The 19,718-nt window shown below is 62.0% G+C and carries 18 protein-coding genes; 7 read left to right on the plus strand and 11 right to left on the minus strand.

The genetic code is table 11. The features are described 5' to 3' along the window. The 9 genes from DGA31_RS03100 to DGA31_RS03140 all read right to left on the minus strand — a co-directional run. Window positions 1-1,271 (minus strand): methyl-accepting chemotaxis protein (locus DGA31_RS03100; protein ID WP_109511516.1); only part of this gene is annotated, 1,271 nt, incomplete at its 3' end. A 163-nt stretch (window positions 1,272-1,434) separates the two neighbouring features. Continuing rightward, window positions 1,435-2,208 carry an IclR family transcriptional regulator gene (locus DGA31_RS03105; RefSeq protein WP_109511517.1) on the minus strand — a complete coding sequence of 258 codons (774 nt, stop codon included), beginning with the start codon at window positions 2,206-2,208 and terminating at the stop codon, window positions 1,435-1,437. Between the two features lie 165 nt (window positions 2,209-2,373). Next, window positions 2,374-2,949, minus strand: coding sequence for a sarcosine oxidase subunit gamma (locus DGA31_RS03110; RefSeq protein ID WP_109511518.1), 576 nt, complete (start codon window positions 2,947-2,949; stop codon window positions 2,374-2,376). Window positions 2,950-2,951: 2 nt separating this feature from the next. Then, window positions 2,952-5,858: a 2Fe-2S iron-sulfur cluster-binding protein gene (locus DGA31_RS03115; protein WP_109511519.1), complete on the minus strand. Its 2,907-nt coding sequence runs from the start codon at window positions 5,856-5,858 to the stop codon at window positions 2,952-2,954. Continuing rightward, window positions 5,855-6,157, minus strand: a complete 303-nt coding sequence (locus DGA31_RS03120) for a sarcosine oxidase subunit delta (RefSeq protein ID WP_056839707.1) — start codon at window positions 6,155-6,157, stop codon at window positions 5,855-5,857. The genes DGA31_RS03115 and DGA31_RS03120 overlap by 4 nt, the downstream gene beginning before the upstream one ends. Window positions 6,158-6,180: 23 nt before the next feature. Then, the gene (locus DGA31_RS03125) at window positions 6,181-7,422 is read right to left on the minus strand and encodes an FAD-dependent oxidoreductase (RefSeq protein WP_056839708.1); all 1,242 of its coding nucleotides are present in this window, start codon (window positions 7,420-7,422) and stop codon (window positions 6,181-6,183) included. Beyond that, window positions 7,404-8,321, minus strand: coding sequence for a bifunctional methylenetetrahydrofolate dehydrogenase/methenyltetrahydrofolate cyclohydrolase FolD (gene folD / locus DGA31_RS03130; RefSeq protein WP_109511520.1), 918 nt, complete (start codon window positions 8,319-8,321; stop codon window positions 7,404-7,406). The genes DGA31_RS03125 and folD overlap by 19 nt, the downstream gene beginning before the upstream one ends. Then, window positions 8,318-9,184 (minus strand): formyltetrahydrofolate deformylase, encoded by an 867-nt coding sequence (purU, locus tag DGA31_RS03135; protein ID WP_056839710.1) that lies wholly within the window; start codon window positions 9,182-9,184, stop codon window positions 8,318-8,320. The genes folD and purU overlap by 4 nt, the downstream gene beginning before the upstream one ends. 352 nt (window positions 9,185-9,536) lie before the next feature. Next, window positions 9,537-10,130: a helix-turn-helix domain-containing protein gene (locus tag DGA31_RS03140; RefSeq protein ID WP_056839711.1), complete on the minus strand. Its 594-nt coding sequence runs from the start codon at window positions 10,128-10,130 to the stop codon at window positions 9,537-9,539. 289 nt (window positions 10,131-10,419) lie between these two features. Between DGA31_RS03140 and glnT the strand changes: the two genes are divergently transcribed. From glnT to DGA31_RS03165, 5 genes are all read left to right on the plus strand, one after another. Then, window positions 10,420-11,754 (plus strand): type III glutamate--ammonia ligase, encoded by a 1,335-nt coding sequence (gene glnT, locus DGA31_RS03145; RefSeq protein ID WP_056839712.1) that lies wholly within the window; start codon window positions 10,420-10,422, stop codon window positions 11,752-11,754. A 128-nt stretch (window positions 11,755-11,882) separates the two neighbouring features. Beyond that, entirely contained in the window at window positions 11,883-12,788 is a 906-nt protein-coding gene (locus DGA31_RS03150; protein WP_056840160.1) for a class II glutamine amidotransferase, read from the plus strand. Between the two features lie 12 nt (window positions 12,789-12,800). Continuing rightward, window positions 12,801-13,484 (plus strand): GltB/FmdC/FwdC-like GXGXG domain-containing protein, encoded by a 684-nt coding sequence (locus DGA31_RS03155; protein WP_056839713.1) that lies wholly within the window; start codon window positions 12,801-12,803, stop codon window positions 13,482-13,484. Between the two features lie 15 nt (window positions 13,485-13,499). After that, window positions 13,500-14,831, plus strand: coding sequence for an FMN-binding glutamate synthase family protein (locus DGA31_RS03160; protein ID WP_056839714.1), 1,332 nt, complete (start codon window positions 13,500-13,502; stop codon window positions 14,829-14,831). Window positions 14,832-15,030: 199 nt separating this feature from the next. Next, window positions 15,031-15,489: an REP-associated tyrosine transposase gene (locus DGA31_RS03165; protein WP_109511825.1), complete on the plus strand. Its 459-nt coding sequence runs from the start codon at window positions 15,031-15,033 to the stop codon at window positions 15,487-15,489. Window positions 15,490-15,628: 139 nt separating this feature from the next. Here DGA31_RS03165 and DGA31_RS03170 read toward each other — a convergent pair whose 3' ends face one another. Next, on the minus strand, window positions 15,629-16,666 hold the full coding sequence (locus DGA31_RS03170) for an LLM class flavin-dependent oxidoreductase (protein ID WP_056839715.1): 1,038 nt from the start codon (window positions 16,664-16,666) through the stop codon (window positions 15,629-15,631). An 86-nt stretch (window positions 16,667-16,752) separates the two neighbouring features. Continuing rightward, entirely contained in the window at window positions 16,753-17,238 is a 486-nt protein-coding gene (locus DGA31_RS03175) for a flavin reductase family protein (protein WP_109511521.1), read from the minus strand. A 619-nt stretch (window positions 17,239-17,857) separates the two neighbouring features. On the opposite strand from DGA31_RS03175, the gene DGA31_RS03180 reads away from it, so the two are divergent. Both DGA31_RS03180 and DGA31_RS03185 read left to right on the plus strand, forming a co-directional pair. Further along, on the plus strand, window positions 17,858-19,264 hold the full coding sequence (locus tag DGA31_RS03180; RefSeq protein ID WP_056839717.1) for a purine-cytosine permease family protein: 1,407 nt from the start codon (window positions 17,858-17,860) through the stop codon (window positions 19,262-19,264). Between the two features lie 143 nt (window positions 19,265-19,407). Next, window positions 19,408-19,695 carry a CopG family ribbon-helix-helix protein gene (locus DGA31_RS03185; protein ID WP_109511826.1) on the plus strand — a complete coding sequence of 96 codons (288 nt, stop codon included), beginning with the start codon at window positions 19,408-19,410 and terminating at the stop codon, window positions 19,693-19,695. Window positions 19,696-19,718: the final 23 nt, after the last annotated feature.

Genomic DNA, 19,718 nt, shown 5'->3' on the forward strand with positions numbered 1-19,718 from the left:
CGGGCGACCTCGTTGGCGGTGGCGACCATTTCATGGAACGCCGTGGAGACCATGTCCACCGCTTCGCGCTGGCGGTTGGCCGCTTCGGCCATGTCACCGGACACGCGGGTGGCGCTCTGCGACGAATCAAGAATGCGCGTGGCGGCCTGGCCGATGTGCTGGATCAGGCTGCGGATGGCGCTCAGGAACTGGTTGAACCAGCCTGCCAGTTGCGCGGTTTCGTCGTTACCGCGCACCGCCAGGGTCACGGTCAGGTCGCCTTCACCCTGGGCAATGCCTTCAAGGCCGGTGGACACGCTGTTGATCGGGCGCACGATCAGGCTGGCAAAACTGGCACCGACCAGGGCAAAGACTACGGCCAGCACGGCGGCGATAATGCCGATCAGCCAGGTCAGATGATTGGCCGAGGCCATGACTTCGTCCTGCCGGATCAGGCCGATGAAGCTCCAGCCCAGTTTGTCGGCAGGGTAGACATTGGCCATGTAGCGCTCGCCATCAAGCTCGACTTCCATCAGGCCTTTTTGGGTTTTGGCCAGTTCATTGAAGCCACCGCCCAGTTCACCGAGCTTCTTGAAGTTATGCTCGGGGTTCTTGGGGTCGACCAGCACGTTGCCGGTGTTTTCCATCAGCATCAGGTAGCCGGTCTCGCCCAGCTTGATCTGCTTGACGATGTTGGTCAGTTGCTTGAGCGTCACATCAATACTCACCACGCCACCTGGATTACCCAAGGCATTGGGAATGGCGCGCACGGTAGCGACCATCACCGCATCGTCCGGCGCCCAGTAATAAGCATCGGTGCGCAGGGTCTTGCCCTGGTTGGCCAGCGCGGTCTTGTACCAAGGCCGTACGCGCGGGTCGTAGTTGCTGAATTTCTGGTCGACCGGCCATGGCACGTAAGTACCGTTGGACAGGCCGTAGGAAATATATGAATAGGAAGGGTGGCTCTTGCCCAGGCCGTCAAAGAGCGCAAGGATGTTCTTGTCGGCCTCGGAGTCCGGCAGGCCTTGCTGCTCAGGCGTCATATAGCTTTTCAGGCCGTTGCCGGCGTTGGTCAGCAGCGGGTTGGCCGCCAGGTATTCGATGTTCTGGCTGATGCCATCGAAGAACAACTGCATGGCGTTCTCGACCTGGCGGATCTCACGACCGCTGTTGTCGACGAAATCTTCCGTGGCCTCGTTACGCAGGTTGACGATCACAATGCTGGCGACAACGACGATCGGCAGGCACGCGATGACCGCGAAGGCCCCTGTCAGCTTTTGCTTGATATTCATTTAGGCTCCGGAATTCTTTTTATACATCGCAAGTCACCACTGCTGATGCACGTCGCGTGCCGGTCTCGGCAAGGCCTTGGGCTGTAACGTACATCTTAGAATTTCGGCGCGACACGTTGATTCTTTAACCGATAAAGACAACTTGACGATTTAAGTCTGAAAATCATTCCCGGTAACCCAGCGACTCACTGATGCGTTCACGACACGCCATCAGCAGATCCTGAAAACGTGCCTGCGCGCCTTGCGAGTCCATGACTGCGTCAGGGCCGGAGAGATTGATTGCCGCCGTGACCGCACCGGTATGATCCTTGATCGAGGTGGCGATAGCCGTCGAGTAATCGGAGCGGTGCAGCACCCAGCCGCGCTCGCGGTCCTCGCTGATCGTGGCTTGCAGTTCGGGCAGGGTGCGCGGTGCCGGCGCCGGGTAATCGTCCAGGCGAATGTGCTGGTACAGCGCGGCCAGGCGGCGGTCATCCAGCTCGGTGAGCAGCATGCGCCCCATGGCGGTGCAATGGCAGGCGATGCGGGTGCCGACCGGAATGTTCACCGACAAGCGCTGGGCGGCGAAGGCCCGGTACAGGTACAGGCTGTCGGTGTGCTCGCGAATGCTCAGGTGGCACGATAACGAGGTCTTGTCGCGCAATTCGTTGAGGTGTGCCATGGCCACCTCGACGATATCGCGGCTGGCCAGGTAGCTGAAACCGTCGCTGATCACCCGTGCACCGAGTTCGTACTGGGTGTTGCGTTTGTTCAGGTAACCCATATGCGTGAGGGTGAACAGGATGCGGTAGATCGCCGAGGTACTGACCCCCAGTTGCTCGGCGATGTCCTGAATGCCCAGCGAGCGCACCTGCGCATTGAACAGCCCCAGCACGCTCAGGCCCCGGGCCAGGGCCGGGACGCTGTAGTCGGTGTCTTTGTCCGCGGTTTCCATCATGTATAACCCCCGTATATACCCCACGTAGGAGCGACCAACGGTCGCGAAGGCCACAGTGGATCATGCCAAGTCTTTTTGCGACCGTTGGTCGCTCCCACAGATCGGGCATCTACTGCGCCGCCCTGGCGGGCCAAGGCGAGGGGTGTTGTTCTGATGATTCAGGTATTAGCTGAACTCGGCCATCGCATCGCTCAGCGCAGCCTTGAAATACGTACGCGAACAGCGGTCGAACAGGATCTGGAAACACGGCGTCAATTGCGCGCCGACATTGATCACGATCACGTTGATCCGCGCCGCCGAGGTCTGCGCCACTGCGCCCGGCCCGAAGGCATGGGGCCGCAGGTCGACACCGCACAGCTTGGCCATGACCTCGCTGATGGCCACACCCGACAGTTGCAGCCAGGCATGACTGTCCTGGCGCGGCAGCAGGTAGTTGGCCAAGTGATCCATTTCCCAGCGCGCTTCTTCGTCGGCGATGCGCATGCCCTGGTCGGCCGCGCTGCCCAGAATGAAGTACTCGGTCTGCGACAGCCGTGCGACATGGCTGCCGTCGGCCTGGGTCACGGCGCGGTTGGGCGCCTCGGGCAACTGGAAGCCGCGCCTGAGCAGGTACTCGGCGCTTTGCGCGCCACGAAAGCCGACCCGGGCGAGGTCAGTCAGGTCCAGCAGGGTGCACAAGGGCTGTGCGCCGGTCTCGACAAGGCGTTGTGGCGCCGGTGTTTCAGTGACAAGGCTGGACATGGTCAAAGCTCCTGACGCAGGTTTTCAGGGTCGAAGAAAGGCAAGGGCACCACGGTGGCCTGGACCACCACGCCGTCCTCGACGCGGATCGGAATCTGCTGGCCGGGCTGGCTCTGGTCGAAGGCCGCATAAGCCAGGCCGATGATTTTGCCCAGGGTCTGCGAGTACTCGCACGAGGTGACGTTGCCGCTGATGTCCGGGCCTTGCAGCACCAGATGGCCTTCCAGTGGTTGCGGGCTGTTCCGGGGCAGGGTGAAGCCCACCAGCTTGCGCTTTTGCGGCTGGGCTTCGAGGATGTCCACCGAGCGACGGCCGACAAAGAACGGCTTGTTGCGGCTGACCGCCCAGCCCATGTCGATTTCGGCCGGGTGGGTCATGCCATCGGTGTCCTGGCTGATGATCACATGGCCTTTTTCCAGGCGCAGCAGGCGCTGGGTCTCGACGCCGAAGGGCTTGATGTCAAAGGCCTTGCCGGCCTCGATCAACGCATCCCACAGCTGCACGGCATGCCGGGCCGGCACGTGGATCTCGTAGCCTAGCTCACCGACGAAGCCGACCCGCAGCAGGCGCGCCTTGATCCCGGCAACCGTGCCCTGGCGCACGCCCAGGTACGGGAAGCCTGCCGCGGACAGGTCCAGGTCGGTGCAGAGCTGTTCCAGCACCTTGCGCGAATCGGGCCCGGCCAGGTTGACCGCCGAGATGGCGGCGGTGACGTTGGCGATGTCGACGTTCAGGCGCCACTGGGCGTTCCACTTGAGCATCTGCTGGTAGATGCGGTCGACGCCGCTGGTGGTGGCGGTCACGTAGAAGTGGTTGTCGGCAAAGCGTGCGCACACGCCGTCGTCGATCACCACGCCGTGCTCGTTGGTCATCAGCGCATAGCGCGAGCGACCCACCGGCTGCTTGAGAAAGGCGAAGGTGTACATACGATTGAGCAGCTCGGCCGCGTCCGGGCCGCGCACGTCCAGGCCACCGAGGGTCGAGACGTCGATCAGGCCGACCCGGGTGCGCACATGGTGGGCTTCGGCCTGCATGCAGGCATCGCGTTCGGTGGCCTTGCCGTAGTAGGCCGGGCGTTGCCAGATGCCGGCGGGCATCATTTTCGCCCCGGCCTGCACATGGCGGCTGTGCATCGGCGTCTGCCGGTACGGGTCGAACGCGCGACCGGCCACATGCGCCAGTTTCTCGGCCTCGAAGGGCGGGCGCGCGGTGGTCACGCCGGTTTCGCTGACGCTGCGCTGGGTCGCGGCGGCCACCAGGCGGGCGGTCGGCAAGGCCGAATGACGTCCCTGCGAAGGGCCCATGCCGACGGTGGAATAGCGCTTGACCAGTTGCACGTCACGGTAGCCGATGCGCGTGGCGTTGATGATGTCCTGCACTTGCAGGTCTTCGTCGAAGTCGACGAAATCCTTGCCCTTGGGGTGCGGGAAGATCGGCCAGGGAAAGTTGACCGGCGCCTCGCCGGCCAGCGGCAGCGGCCGGGTGACGTTGTCCAGGCCCAGGCTGGCAACGATTTCGGCGCTGGCATGAATGGCATCGGCCAACACGTTGTCCAGCGCGTAGTAACCATGCACGGAACCGGCAATGCGCAGGTTGGCCGGCAGACCGCTGAGGGTGAACCCGGCGTTCTGGTCGTTGTAGGCCAGCTTGCCACCGGCCTGGCACAGCAACTGATAGGCCGGCATGTAGCCGCCGGACATGCACAGCAGGTCGCAGTCGACCACCGAGCCGGCGCTGGCCACCTGGCCCTGGCCGGTAATCTTGCGCAACTCGACGCCGCTGACGTGGCGCATGCCTTTTTCGTGCAGGGCTTCATAAACGGTGGTGCTGGTGTGGCAGGTAATGCCGCGCTTTTCCAGCTCGACCAGCAGGGCGCGGTCCGAAGGCTGGTTGCGCATGTCGGCCAGCGCCGCCACCTGTACGCCCTGGTCGTGCAGGTCCAGGGCCGCCAGGTAGCCGTCATCGTTGCCGGTCAGCACCACGGCGCGCTGGCCGGGCTTGACCGCGTACAGCTTCATCAGGCGCTGGGCGGCGCTGGTCAGCATGACGCCGGGCAAGTCGTTGTTGCGAAAGATCACCGGCTGGTCGAACGCGCCGCTGCACACCAGGCACTGGGTGGCGCGCACCTTGTACATGCGCTTGCCCTGAATCACCGGCAGGTAGTTGTCGGTGAACCAGGCGTTGCAGGTGGCCGTTTTAAGCACCTGGATATTGGCGTGGCTTTCCACGGCCGTGACCAGCTCGCGGCGCAGCTGTTCGGCGCGCTGGCCGTGCAGGTCGAAGCGGGCGTAGGTCAGCGAGCCGCCGAGGATCGGCTGCTGCTCGATCAACAGCACCTTGGCCCCGGCATTGGCGGCAGTCAATGCGGCCTGCAAACCCGCAGGGCCGGCGCCGATCACGGCCAGGTCAGTGAACAGGTAGGCCTTGTCGTAATACTCTGGCTGAAAAGTCAGGTCCAGCACGCCCAAGCCCGCTTTCTTGCGGATCACCGGTTCCCAGACCTTCCACATGCCCTTGGGCTTGTAAAAGGAGCGGTAGTAGAAGCCCACTGGCATGAATCTGGAGAACTTGCCGAGCAAGGCGTCCTTGTCGTTGTCCAGCGAGCCGTTGAAGTTCTGCCCGGTCACCTGCAGGCCTGCCTGCAAGGCGAAAGTATCGGCCAGCACGTTGGGTTCGCGGGGCAGTTGCACCAGGGTATTGGCGTCTTGCCCGGCCATGCTCAGCGGACCGCGCGGGCGGTGGTACTTGAACGAGCGCGACAGCAGGTAGCGGCCGTTGGCGAGCAGGGCGCTGGCGATGGTATCGCCTTGCAGGCCCTGGTAGGTCTTGCCGTCGAAACTGAAGGCCAGTGGCTGATCACGGTCGATCAGCAGGCCCATGGGCGCAGGCAGGCGGTTGGCAGTACTCATCCTGCGATCTCCTTGGCAGCGGTGGTGAACTCGACCCGGCGGTCGAACAGTTCGCGAGGGTCGAAGGTGCGCAGGATTTCATCGCTGCCGGTGTGGCGCTCGGCCAGGAACCAGTAGCTGGACGGGGTGTGCATCCACCATTCGCGAACCACTCCCAGGGTGTCTTCGCTGTTGAATACATAGTCGGCCCACTCGGCATCGCTGCAGGTCTGCGGGTCGGGCATGACCTTGAACTCGCCACCGTAGGTGAACTCGCTGATATTGCGCGGCCCGTTGAGGGGGCATGTCATGACTTTCATCGGTTGCTCCTGCTCAAAGGCGGTTAGTGGCTGGCCGCCGTGGCGCCCATTTCATTGACCTGCTGGAAGGTTGAAAACCGCTCCAGGCCGAACGGCTTGATCAACGCCGGCACCTGGCCGCCGCTGGCTACCAGTTCAGCCATGGTCTTGCCGCAGATCGGCGTGGCCTTGAAGCCCCAGGTGCCCCAGCCGGCGTCCAGGTAATAGTTCTTGACCGGCGACAGGCCCATGATCGGGCTGTAGTCCGGGGTCATGTCGGTGATCCCGGCCCACTGGCGCATCAGCTTGGCATTGGCCAGGAACGGGAACATCTCGATGGCGTGGGCCAGCAGGCTTTCCTTAAGATCCAGGGTCGAGCGGGTGTTGAACAGCGGGTACGGATCGGAGCCGCCACCGAACACCACCTCGCCACGGCTGGTCTGCTGCACGTAGCAGTGCAGCGCCGAGGAACTCACCAGCGGATCGAGAAACGGCTTGAACGGCTGGGTGACCATCGCCTGCAACGGAAAGGTCTGGATCGGCGAGCGGATGCCGGCTTTTTTCATCATTTGCGAACTCATGCCCGCCACGGCCTGCACCGCACAGCCGCACTTGATCGTGCCGCGATTGGTCTTGACTGCGGTGATGGTGCCGTTGTCGATGACCAGCTCCTGCACTTCAGTGAGCTGGTGGATCTCCACCCCGCGCTTGGCCGCCTGCTTGGCGTAGCCCCAGGCCACGGCGTCATGCCGGGCGGTGGCGCCGTCGATGTGCCAGAGACCGGCGATCACCGGCAGGTGGCCGGGGTCCAGGTTCAGGCTTGGCACCAGCTCGCGGATCTGCTGGCGGTCGAGCATCTCGGTTCGCCCGCCAAAATGCTTGTTGACCTCGGCGCGCTGGCGGAATGAGCGTACGGTGGCATCGGTGTGCGCCAGGGTCAGCTGGCCGCGATGCGAGTACATGATGTTGAAGTCGAATTCGTTCGACAGGCCCTCGAACATGCGCACCGACTCGGCATAAAAACGCACGCCTTCGCTGGTTAAGTAGTTCGAACGGATCACCGCCGTGTTGCGCGCGGTGTTGCCGCCGCCCAGGTAGCCCTTTTCCAGCACCGCAATGTTGGTGATGCCGTGGTACTTGGACAGGTAATAGGCGGTGGCCAGGCCGTGGCCGCCGCCGCCAATGATCACCACGTCATAGGACGGCTTGAGGTCCTTGGGTGCCGGCAGGTCGACGTCGACCGGATATTCCGAGCTGAGCCCGTATTTCAATAGGCTGAAAGGCATGCGGCCTCCGACGGGCTGTTATGCGGCTGAACCTGGGCCTGCGCCTGCTGGCGGGCGGCGGTCACGGTGTTGTGCATCAGAAAGGCGATGGTCATGGGGCCTACGCCACCGGGCACCGGGGTGATGGCCGATGCCTGGGGCAGGGCGCTGTCGAAATCGACATCGCCCACCAGCCGGCTGCGGTCACCGTCCTGGATGCGGTTGATGCCGACATCGATGACCACCGCGCCCGGCTTGAGCCAGCTGGCGTCGATCATGCGTGGGCGGCCCACGGCGGCCACGACGATGTCGGCCAGTTGGCACAGGGCCCGGGCATCGGTGCTGCGCGAGTGCACCACGGTCACCGAGCAGTGCGCCTTGAGCAGCAGTGCGGCCATGGGCTTGCCGACGATGTTCGAACGACCGATCACCACGGCATGCTTGCCGGTCAGGTCGCCCAGGGTCTGCTCCAGCAGGTACATGCAGCCGGTGGGGGTGCAGGGTGCCAGCACATCGCGACCCTGGCTCAGGCCGCCGACGTTCTCGCTGTGAAAGCCGTCGACGTCCTTGCGCGGGTCGATGGCTTGCAGGGCGCGGGTTTCTTCGATGTGTGCCGGCAGTGGCAACTGCAAGAGGATGCCGCTGACCGCCGGGTCCGCATTGAGCGTGGCGATCAGCGCCAGCAGCCGGTCTTGCGGACAATCGGCGTCCAGGCGATGTTCGATCGAGCGAATGCCGCATTCCTCGGCGCGCAGGATCTTGTTGCGCACGTACACCTGGCTGGCCGGGTCTTCACCGACCAGAATCACTGCCAGCGCCGGGGTGATGCCTTGCGTTTGCAGGGCCAGTACGTCGTGTTTGACCTGCTGCAACACGCGGGCGGCGGCGGCCTTGCCATCAATCAGCTTGGAAATATTCACCGGAAGATCACCGTTCTGTCGGTATTGAGGAAGACGCGGTGTTCAAGGTGGTACTTGACCGCCTTGGACAGGGCCACGGTTTCGGTATTGCGCCCGGCGACCACCAGGTCACCGGGCAGGTAGACATGGTCGACCCGCTGCACTTCCTGCTCGATGATCGGGCCTTCGTCCAGGTCGCTGGTGACGTAGTGCGCAGTAGCGCCGATCAGCTTCACGCCGCGCTCGTAGGCCTGGTGATAGGGCTTGGCGCCCTTGAAGCCAGGCAGGAACGAATGGTGGATGTTGATGGCGCGGCCTGAAAGTTGCTTGCACAGGTCATCGGAAAGAATCTGCATGTAGCGCGCCAGCACCACCAGTTCGGTGCCAGTGTCGTCGACCACCTGCATCAGCGCCGCTTCCTGGGCGGCCTTGTTGTCCTTGGTCACCGGCAGGTAGATGAAGCGGATGCCTTCACGCTCGGCCATGGGCCGCAGGTCGAGGTGGTTGGAGACGATGGCGGTGATGGTCATGTCCATCTCGCCCTTGTGATAGCGGTACAAGAGGTCGGTCAGGCAATGGTCGAACTTGCTGACCATCAGCAGCACGCGCATCGGCTCACGGGTGTCGTGCAGCTCCCAGTCCATGGCAAAGGCCCCGGCGACCTCGGTGAAGCCGGCCTTGAGCTGCTGGATATCGCCCTGATGACCGTCGTTGAAGCGAAACACTGCACGCATGAAGAACCGACCGCTGAACTCGTCATCGAACTGGGCCATTTCACCGATGTAGCAACCATTGCCGGCCAGGTACGACGTCACCGCCGCGACGATGCCGGAGGTCGCCGGGCAACTGATCTTCAGGATGAAATGGTTCTTTTCGTGTTGCATGGCACGTCCTCGGAAAGTGGCGGCAGCTTGGCGCAGGGCGAAAAATTCAAGGGTAAAAATGATTTTCAGGGGTGAATAAAAATTCCTGATAAGAATTAAATATTCTTGAGATCGGTTTTATAGGTGAAAGCAGCCGGCCCGTCCAGATAAATCTGGAAAGTTTTTTTCTTGAAGGGAATTTTCTGAGTCAGACGTGAGGTGACTGTCTGTAGGAGCGCGCTTGCCCGCGACCGGCTGCGTAGCAGTCGTAAATTTTCAGCGTTTTCGAGATTTTTGCGAGCGCTGCGCACTCGGTCGCGGGCAAGCGCGCTCCTACCGGGCCCCATGTTTGCTGTGCGACAGCGTGCCGCCTTTAGGACTCGCCGTAATTCATGATCGACAACAAGCGGATCGGCACCTGCACCAGTTGCTCCGGCCCGTGCGGGATGTCGCCGTCGAAGGTCAGGCTGTCGCCGGCCTGCATGCGATACAGCTGGTTGCCGTGGCGGTAGATCAGCTCGCCTTCGAGCAAGTGCAGGAATTCGGTGCCGGGGTGGGAGAAGGTCGGGAACTCTTCGCTGGCGTCGTCCATGCTCACCATGTAGGCCTCGAAGCTTTTCTTCGGCCCACGGGTGTGGTTGAGCAGATGATAGGTGTGGCCCTTCTCGGTGCCGCGGCGCACCACCTCCAGCCCTTCATCGGCCTTGACCAGCAGCGCGCTGCTGCCTTGCTGGTCGTACTGGCTGAACAGCTTGGACATGGGCATGCCCAGCACGTCGCACAGGCGGCTGAGGTTGTCCAGGCTGGTCGACACCTGGGCGTTCTCGATCTTGCTCAACATGCCCTGGCTGATCCCGGCAATGCGCGCCACGTCGGCGAGCTTGAGTTCCTGCGCCTGGCGCTGGCGCTTGATCTGGATGCCCAGGTATTGCTCAAGCTTGAGCTTGGGTGGGTCTTGGTCGGTCATAAGGCGTGCACGGTTTCCGTTCAATAATTTTTATTTCGCACTGTGAAAGTGCATTGATCCCTGCGCCGTGATCTCGGCCGCTGGATTATTCGCAGTGGGAAAAAGAGTTTCCCATATATACAGAAGAAAAACCCCTTTCAAACCCGTTTCAAGGGTGGGTGGGCAGATTGGCAAGCACCTTGCATTCCTGATGGGAAAGTAAGTTTCCTGAATGGAATAAGATGATTGCCATGCAGTGAAACCGGGTTCCTACCTTCAAGCCTTTGCTTACGACCAGGAGTCAAGCCTCATGTTGCCACCCGAAACACAGCGTCTGATCCAGGAGCACGGCATCAAGTATGTGCTGGCTCAGTTCGTGGACATCCACGGTTCGTCCAAGACCAAATCGGTGCCGGTCAACGGCCTGGAGATGGTGGCCGAGGCGGGCGCCGGCTTTGCCGGCTTCGCCATCTGCGGCATGGGCATGGAGCCCCATGGCCCGGACTTCATGGCCAAGGGCGATCTGGCGTCCCTGACGCCGGTGCCGTGGCAGCCGGGTTATGGCCGGGTGGTCTGCATCGGTCACGTCGATGGCAAGCCCTGGCCTTATGACAGCCGTTATGTGCTGCAAAAGCAGGTCGAGCGCCTCAGTGACCGGGGCTGGACCCTCAATACCGGTCTGGAGCCGGAATTCAGCCTGTTCAAGCGCGACGTGACCGGCAAGTTGCAACTGGTCGACGCCAGCGATGACCTGGACAAGCCGTGCTACGACTACAAGGGCCTGTCGCGGTCCCGCGAGTTTCTGGAGCGCCTGACCGAAGCGCTGCAACCGGTGGGTTTTGACATCTACCAGATCGATCACGAAGACGCCAACGGCCAGTTCGAGATCAACTACACCTACAGCGACGCCATGGAGTCGGCCGACCGCTTTACTTTCTTCCGCATGGCCGCCGGCGAGATCGCCAACGACATGGGCATGATCTGCTCGTTCATGCCCAAGCCGGACCCCAAGCGCGCCGGCAATGGCATGCACTTCCACTTGTCGATCAGCAGCGCCACCAACAAGAACCTGTTCCACGACGCCAGCGACCCGAGCGGCATGGGCCTGTCGAAGATGGCTTATCACTTTGCCGCCGGTCTGCTGGCCCATGGTCCGGCGTTGTGCGCCTTCGCCGCGCCCACCGTCAACTCCTACAAGCGCCTGGTGGTGGGTAACTCGCTGTCCGGTGCCACTTGGGCGCCAGCCTTTATTGCCTTCGGTTCCAACAACCGCTCGGCCATGGTGCGTGTGCCCTACGGCCGCCTGGAGTTCCGCCTGCCCGACGCCGGTTGCAACCCGTACCTGGTCAGCGCCGCGATCATCGCCGCCGGCCTTGACGGCATCGACCGCCAGTTGCAGGTCGACCAGGTGTGCAACGAGAACCTCTACAAGCTGAGCCTGGAAGAGATCGCCGCCCGCGGCATCAAGACCCTGCCGCAATCGCTCAAGGAAGCCTGCGACGCTCTGGAAGCCGACCCGCTGTTCAGCGAAGTGCTGGGCCCGGAAATCGTCGGCGAGTTCATCAAGCTCAAGCGCATGGAGTGGGTGGAATACAGCCGCCACGTCAGTGACTGGGAAGTGAAGCGCTACACCGAATTCTTCTAAGCCCCAGGCTTCAAGCCACAAGCGGCCAGTAACAGCGGTTCGTGGCGTTGCACCTGTTTTCGTATCAACCCGATCAGCTTGCAGCGTGAAGCGTGCAACTGACCTCTGCCGAACAAAGTGAGGCCCGTATGTGTGGGATTGTTGGTTTGTACCTGAAGAACCCGGCGCTGGAGTCCCAGCTCGGCAAACTGTTCGAGCCGATGCTCGAAGCCATGACCGACCGCGGTCCGGACAGTGCAGGTTTTGCCATCTATGGCGATGAAGTGGCCGATGGCTGGGTCAAGCTGACCTTGCAGGCCACCACCGAAGGCTATGATTTCAAGGCCCTGATCAGCGCCTTGCAGGAGCACATCGAGGCCGAGCTGGACTGGTTCCAGAACGCCAGCGCCATCGTCCTGAAAATCAAGGCCCAAGAAGCCCTGGTGCGTGCAGCGCTCACCGAACTGGCACCGACCGTGCGCATCATGAGCGCCGGCCAGAGCATTGAAATCCTCAAGGGCATGGGCTTGCCCAAGGAAATTTCCGAGCGTTTCGGCCTGGCCTCGATGAAAGGCAGCCACATCATCGGCCACACCCGCATGGCCACCGAAAGCGCCGTGACCATGGAAGGCAGCCACCCGTTCTCGACCGGCGCCGACCTGTGCCTGGTGCACAACGGCTCGTTGTCCAACCATTTTCGCCTGCGCCAGGAACTGCGCCGCGAAGGCATCCAGTTCGAGACCGAGAACGACACTGAAGTGGCCGCCGGTTACCTGGCCTGGCGTCTGCAGCAGGGTGATTCGCTCAAGCAGGCCCTGGACAACTCGCTCGAAGCGCTGGACGGCTTCTTTACCTTCGCCATCGGCACCCGCAACGGCTTTGCGGTGATCCGCGACCCGATTGCCTGCAAGCCGGCGATCCTTGCCGAAACCGACGACTACGTCGCCATGGCCTCCGAATACCAGGCGCTGTCGAGCCTGCCGGGCATCGAGAAGGCCAAAGTCTGGGAACCCGTTCCCGCCACCATGTACATCTGGGAACGCGAGTCGGCCTAAGGAGCACGCAGCATGAAAACCATCGATCTATCCGTAGCCACCGTGCGTGACCTCAACCAGGCGCTGCACGACCAGGTCAACAACGTGCAAGACCGCGAGTGGGTGGTCACCCACGCCAACGGCGCCCATAACCTGGCCGTGGGTGTCAACGAAGCGGTGTCCATCGACATCCAGGGGCATGCCGGCTACTACTGCGCCGGCATGAACCAGAAAGCCTCGATCACCGTGCACGGCAACGTCGGCGTGGGCTGCGCCGAGAACATGATGAGCGGCTATGTGCGGGTCAAGGGCAGCGCCTCCCAGGCCGCCGGCGCCACCGCCCATGGCGGGCTGCTGGTCATCGAAGGCGATGCCGGCGCCCGTTGCGGCATCTCCATGAAAGGCATCGACATCGTCGTCGGCGGCAGCATCGGCCACATGAGCTGCTTCATGGGCCAGGCCGGGCGCCTGGTGGTCTGCGGCGATGCCGGCGATGCGCTGGGCGATTCGCTGTATGAAACCAAAATCTTCGTCAAGGGCAGCGTCGAGTCGCTGGGCTCGGACTGCATCGAAAAAGAGATGCGGCCCGAACACATCGAAGAATTGCAGATGCTGCTCAATCGCGCCGGCTTCAAAGAGAACGCTGCCGATTTCAAACGCTACGGCTCGGCTCGCCAGCTGTACAACTTCAAAGTCGATAACGCCAGCGCGTACTGATCCAGGAGCAAGACCATGAGCGATTCCACCACTCCCAAAGCCCCGGTCCTGCGCGAGTCGGCGACCTTTGATCGCCTGACCATCCAGGAAATCCAGCGGGCCGCCGAAACCGGTATCTATGACATCCGTGGCGGCGGCACCAAGCGCAAGCTGCCGCACTTCGACGACCTGCTGCTGCTCGGCGCCAGCGTGTCGCGCTACCCGCTGGAAGGCTACCGCGAAAAATGCGGCACCGACGTGATCCTCGGTAACCGCTTCGCCAAGAAGCCCTTGCACCTGAAGATTCCGGTGACCATCGCCGGCATGAGCTTCGGTGCGCTGTCGGCCAACGCCAAGGAAGCCCTGGGCCGTGGCGCCAGCATCGCCGGCACCAGCACCACCACCGGCGACGGCGGCATGACCCCGGAAGAGCGTGGCCAGTCGCAGCATCTGGTGTATCAATACCTGCCGTCACGCTACGGCATGAACCCCGATGACCTGCGCAAGGCCGACGCCATCGAGATCGTGCTGGGGCAGGGCGCCAAGCCGGGCGGTGGTGGCATGCTGCTGGGCATGAAGGTCACTGAGCGCGTGGCGGGCATGCGCACCTTGCCGATCGGCGTCGACCAGCGTTCGGCCTGTCGCCATCCGGACTGGACCGGCCCCGACGACCTGGCGATCAAGATCGCCGAGATCCGCGAGATCACCGACTGGGAAAAACCCATCTACGTCAAGATCGGCGCCAGCCGTCCTTACTATGACGTGAAACTGGCCGTGAAGGCCGGCGCCGATGTGATCGTGCTCGACGGCATGCAAGGCGGTACCGCGGCCACCCAGGAAGTGTTCATCGAACACGTGGGCATCCCGATCCTGCCGGCCATTCCACAAGCGGTGCAGGCGCTGCAAGAGATGGGCATGCACCGTAAGGTGCAGTTGATCGTCTCCGGCGGCATCCGCAATGGCGCCGACGTGGCCAAGGCCATGGCCCTGGGGGCCGACGCGGTGGCCATCGGCACCGCCGCCCTGATCGCGCTGGGCGACAACCACCCGCGTCTGGACGAAGAACTGAAAAAGATCGGCTCGGCGGCCGGTTTCTACGACGACTGGCAGAACGGCCGGGATCCTGCCGGCATCACCACCCAGGACCCGGAGCTGTCCAAGCGCCTGGACCCGGTCGAAGGCGGCCGCCGCCTGGCCAACTACCTGCGCGTACTGGTGCTGGAAGCCCAGACCATGGCCCGCGCCTGCGGCAAGTCGCACCTGCACAACCTCGACCCCGAGGACCTGGTGGCCCTGACCGTGGAATCGGCGGCCATGGCCCGTGTCCCGCTGGCGGGGACCAGCTGGATTCCGGGTTCGCAGTACTGAGGTGATTGCAGCCTTCGCAGACGCGAGCAGCGTCTGTGACGGGACTGGCATGAACCGGGCATTCACAGTGCCCGGTTTTCCGCATTCGCGACCGATGGTCGCTCCCACAGGACCTGATGTTCATAAATAGAAACGACTGACCGGGATAAGCCTTGCGATGAAGCGGCAGGATGAGCGCTTTCATGGCGAGGACAAGGGAATGTCGAAGCATGCAATGACAAGGCGCCTGAGGCTCGGGCGCCATTCGCAGGTTGGTCAGGTGTATCTGTTGACTTCAGTGGTCAAGGACCGTCAACCGGTGTTCCAGGATTTTCAGTTGGGGCGTCGGGTCGTCAACGCCTTGCGGTATTACGACGAGCAGGGTTGGACCACTTCACTGGCCTGGGTGGTCATGCCCGATCATCTTCACTGGCTGGTGGAGTTGCGGCAGCATTCGTTGCCGTTATTGATGCAGCAGATGAAGTCGCGAAGTGCCAAGGCAGTCTTTCAGGATCAGCCGACGAAGCGCACATTGTGGCAGGCGGGTTACCACGATCGGGCGATGCGTAATGAACAACAGATAATGGTTTCGGCGCGTTACATCGTTGCCAATCCATTGCGTGCAGGGCTGGTGCAGCGGGTAGGTGATTATCCCTTGTGGGATGCGGTGTGGTTGTAACGGTCGCGATGGGCCAGTCAATTATCAAAAATTGTATTGCCTGAACAGGCGTTCGCGACTGCGGTCGCTCCTACGAGAATGCACCTTACAGGGGTACACCGTGGGAGCGACCAACGGTCGCGAAGCGATCTAAAGCCGATTAACGAAACGCCGGCACCACATGCTGGATGAACAACTCCAGCGATTTCTTTTTCTCGGCGTGCGGCAGGCTGTTGTCGCACCAGAAGCTGAACTCGTCGACGCCCAGTTCCTGGTAATAGCGAATGCGCGCAATGATTTCTTCCGGGGTGCCGATCATGGTGTTCTTGCGGATGTTCTCCAGCTCGAACTCAGGACGCTCGGCGAATTTCGATTCCGGGCTGGGTTCCAGGAAGCCGTTGGCCGGTACGGTCTTGTTGCCGAACCAGGCATCGAAGGTGCGGTAGAAGCGGTTGATGGCCGCTGCGCCGACTTTCCAGCCGTCCGGATCGTCCACGGCGTGTACGTGGGTGTGGCGCAGCACCATCAGTTGCGGGCGTGGCACGTCGGGGTTGTTGTCCAGCGCGGCCTGGAACTTGTTCTTCAGGTCCAGCACTTCCTCGTCGCCCTTCATCAGCGGCGTGACCATCACGTTGCAGCCATTGGCCACGGCAAAGTTGTGCGAGTCCGGGTCACGGGCGGCGATCCACATCGGTGGGGTGCTGACCGGCTTCGGTACGCTGGTGGAGGTGGGGAATTTCCAGATCTCGCCATCGTGGGCGTAGTCGCCGGCCCACAGGGCCTTGACCACCGGGACCATCTCGCGCAGGGCCTTGCCGCCTTCGGAGGCGGGCATGCCGCCGGCCATGCGGTCGAACTCGACCTGGTAGGCGCCACGCGCCAGGCCCACTTCCATGCGCCCGTTGCTGATCACATCGAGCAGGGCGCATTCACCGGCCACACGCAGCGGGTGCCAGAACGGCGCGATGATGGTGCCGGCGCCCAGGTGGATGGTCGTGGTGCGTGCCGCCAGGTAGGCCAGGATCGGCATGGGGCTGGGGGAAATGGTGTATTCCATGGCGTGGTGTTCGCCGACCCAGACCGTGCTGAAGCCCCCTTTTTCGGCCAGCAGGGTCAGCTCGGTCAGGTCGTCGAAGAGTTGACGGTGGCTGACTTGCTCATCCCAGCGTTCCATGTGCACGAACAACGAAAATTTCATGACGTTACCTCGGTCTGTCGTGGCGCCCGGCAGTGAATGGGGCGGGGCCTGTATTTGATGTACCGTTTTTGCGTGGGCGAGGCCGCTTATGCGGCGATCGTCAGGCCGCCCATCTTGCCGCGGCAATACACCATCGGCTCGACAGGCTGCGCGGGCAGGATCAGGTTCTTGACGGCGCCGACCATGATGGCGTGGTCGCCACCTTCATATTCGCGCCACAGCTCGCATTCGATGATGGCCGTGGCTCCGGCCAGCAACGGGTTGCCCAGCTCGCTCAGGGTCCAGTCAAGCCCGTTGGCCTTGTCCTTGCCCTTGCGCGCAAAAGCGTAGGCACAGGCTTGCTGGTCCGCCGAAAGCAGATGAATGGCAAAACGCTTGTTCTTGATCAGCACCGGGTAAGAGTCGGAGCTGTAGTTGGGGCAGAACAGCACCAGGGCCGGTTCCAGCGACAGGGCACTGAAGGCGCTGGCGGTCAGGCCGACCACCTCGCCGTCGTCGTCCAGCGTGGTGATGACGGTAACGCCGGAAGGGAAGGAACCCATGACGTTCTTGTAGACATTCGGGTCGATCATTGAGGACCTCTGGGCAGTGCCGAAGCGATTTCTTGTCTGTCTGATGGTATACCGTAATACTTTCTTGGCAAGGATTTTTTCTGGCCAGGCACCTTCACTCTCTCACTGCTCAATAGGCTTCAGGCCTTGCAGCGTAGGCCTTTCAGCCCGATCGGGTTAGGCGCTGAAACGTTTATGTCAGTCTTGCAGCAGGGCCAAGACATGATGAGCGGGGGTTGCAAAAATTTGGCATACCATAATATGGTGTTATCAGCGCGGTGCATGGCATGTTTGACATGGCCCACTGCGACATACTCATTCCGGCCCCCGAATGGGGCGCTGCATGGTTTGGCTCTGCACAACAACAAATTCAGGCGAGACGATGTTTTTTCATATCAAACAAGGGGTGTCCGGCACCCCGCTGCCCAGTGTCACTCGATTTGGCTTCTCTACTGCCAGACGTCTTGACTGCGTCTGTGCGTAAGGCATCGGGCCTGCCGCTTTTCTGATCCCCGTGAATCCGATTTCTGCCTGTCTGCACCGGCAGTGCATCCGTTCACCCTGGAAAAGCCGCAGCGCCCGGTGGATTCGTCATCCGGTGCCTTTACAGGCGCCCGACCATCGGTTTCGAGATCGTCCTATGTCCCAGAACAGCGCAGCAGCTCCGCTCATTGAAAACCACACTGTCGACTACGTGCCGCCGGCCGAACGCCATGGCAAGGCCCGCGACCTGTTTACCCTGTGGTTCAGCACCAACATTGCACCTTTGCCCATCGTCACCGGGGCGATGGCTGTGCAGGTGTTTCAACTCGATTTCCTCTGGGGCCTGATCGCCATCGTGCTGGGCAACCTGATTGGCGGCGTGGTGATCGGCCTGGCCTCGGCCCAGGGCCCGCAACTGGGCATCCCGCAGATGGTCCAGAGCCGTGGCCAGTTCGGCCGCTACGGCGCCTTGCTGATCGTGTTCATCACCGCGTTGATCTACGTCGGGTTCTTCATTTCCAATATCGTGCTGTCGGGTAAATCCATCCAGGGCCTGGCGCCTTCGGTGCCGCTGCCCACCGGCATTATCATCGGCGCGCTCAGTGCCACCGCCATCGGCGTGATCGGCTACCGCTTCATCCACACCCTGAACCGCATCGGCACCTGGGTGATGGGTGCCGCCTTGCTGGCCGGTTTTACCATGATTTTCATGCAGGACTTGCCGGACGACTTTTTCATTCGCGGCGGCTTCAATGCGGCCGGCTGGATTGCCACCTTGTCGCTGGGGATCATCTGGCAGATCAGCTTTTCGCCCTACACCTCGGACTACTCGCGCTACCTGCCCAAGGCAATCGGCATCGGCAAACCATTCTGGGCCACGTACTTCGGCGCCAGCCTGGGCACCATCGCCTCGTTCAGCTTCGGCATGGTCGCGGCCCTGGCGACCCCTGAAGGCACCGAGGCCATGGTCGCGGTCAAGCAGGCCACGGGCTGGCTGGGGCCGATCCTGATGGTGCTGTTTCTGCTCAATATCATCAGCCACAACGCCCTGAACCTGTATGGCGCGGTCCTGTCCATCGTCACCTCGATCCAGACCTTCGCCGGCCAGTGGACGCCGACCATCAAACTGCGGGTGATCCTCTCGGCCATCGTCCTCACCGGCTGCTGCCTGGTGGCGGTCAGCGCCTCGGGCGACTTCATCGGCAAGTTCATCGGCCTGATCCTGGCGCTGCTGATCGTGCTGGTGCCGTGGGCGGCGATCAACATCATCGACTTCTATGTGATCAAGCGCGGCGTATACGACATCGAGTCGATCTTTCGTAACGACGGCGGCATCTACGGGCGCTTCAACCCGCACGCCATCGTCGCCTACGGCATCGGTATCCTGGTGCAACTGCCGTTCGCCAATACCTCGCTGTATGTCGGGCCCTATGCCCACTATATAGAAGGCGCCGACCTGTCCTGGCTGGTCGGCCTGGTGGTGACAGTGCCGCTGTACTATTGCCTGGCAACCCGCGGCCAGAGCGAAGCCCGCCGTGCGGCGCGGTTGCGGTATGGCGATTGAATGAAGGTTGAACGCAAAACGCCCTGCCAGTGATGGCGGGGCGTTTTGCGTTCAGAGTGGGACAGTTGGTTTTCAAGACATTATTTCTTACTGTCGATGAGTATTATTTTGCACCTCACCTGTAACACATAGGTGTGAACATCATGAGCGAAGCTACTTTTACCTTTCGAGTCGATGAGGCACTTAAAGCTGAGTTCTCATCGGCTGCCAAAGCTCGCGACCGCAGTGGCGCGCAACTTTTACGCGATTTCATGCGCGATTTTGTTCGCCAGCAACAGGATGCAGCCGCGCATGACGCCTGGTTTCGTCAGCAGGTGCAAACCGGCCTTGACTCGGCCAATGCAGGTAACCTCATTCCTGCTGAGGAAGTTGAAGCCAGGTTTGCCGCCAAACGTGCATCGACGCGCCGCCGGCTTGATGCTGCCAAATGAGGAAATTGTTCTCTCGAAGCTGT

It is taken from the genome of Pseudomonas ovata, assembly GCF_003131185.1.
Taxonomy (GTDB): domain Bacteria; phylum Pseudomonadota; class Gammaproteobacteria; order Pseudomonadales; family Pseudomonadaceae; genus Aquipseudomonas; species Aquipseudomonas ovata.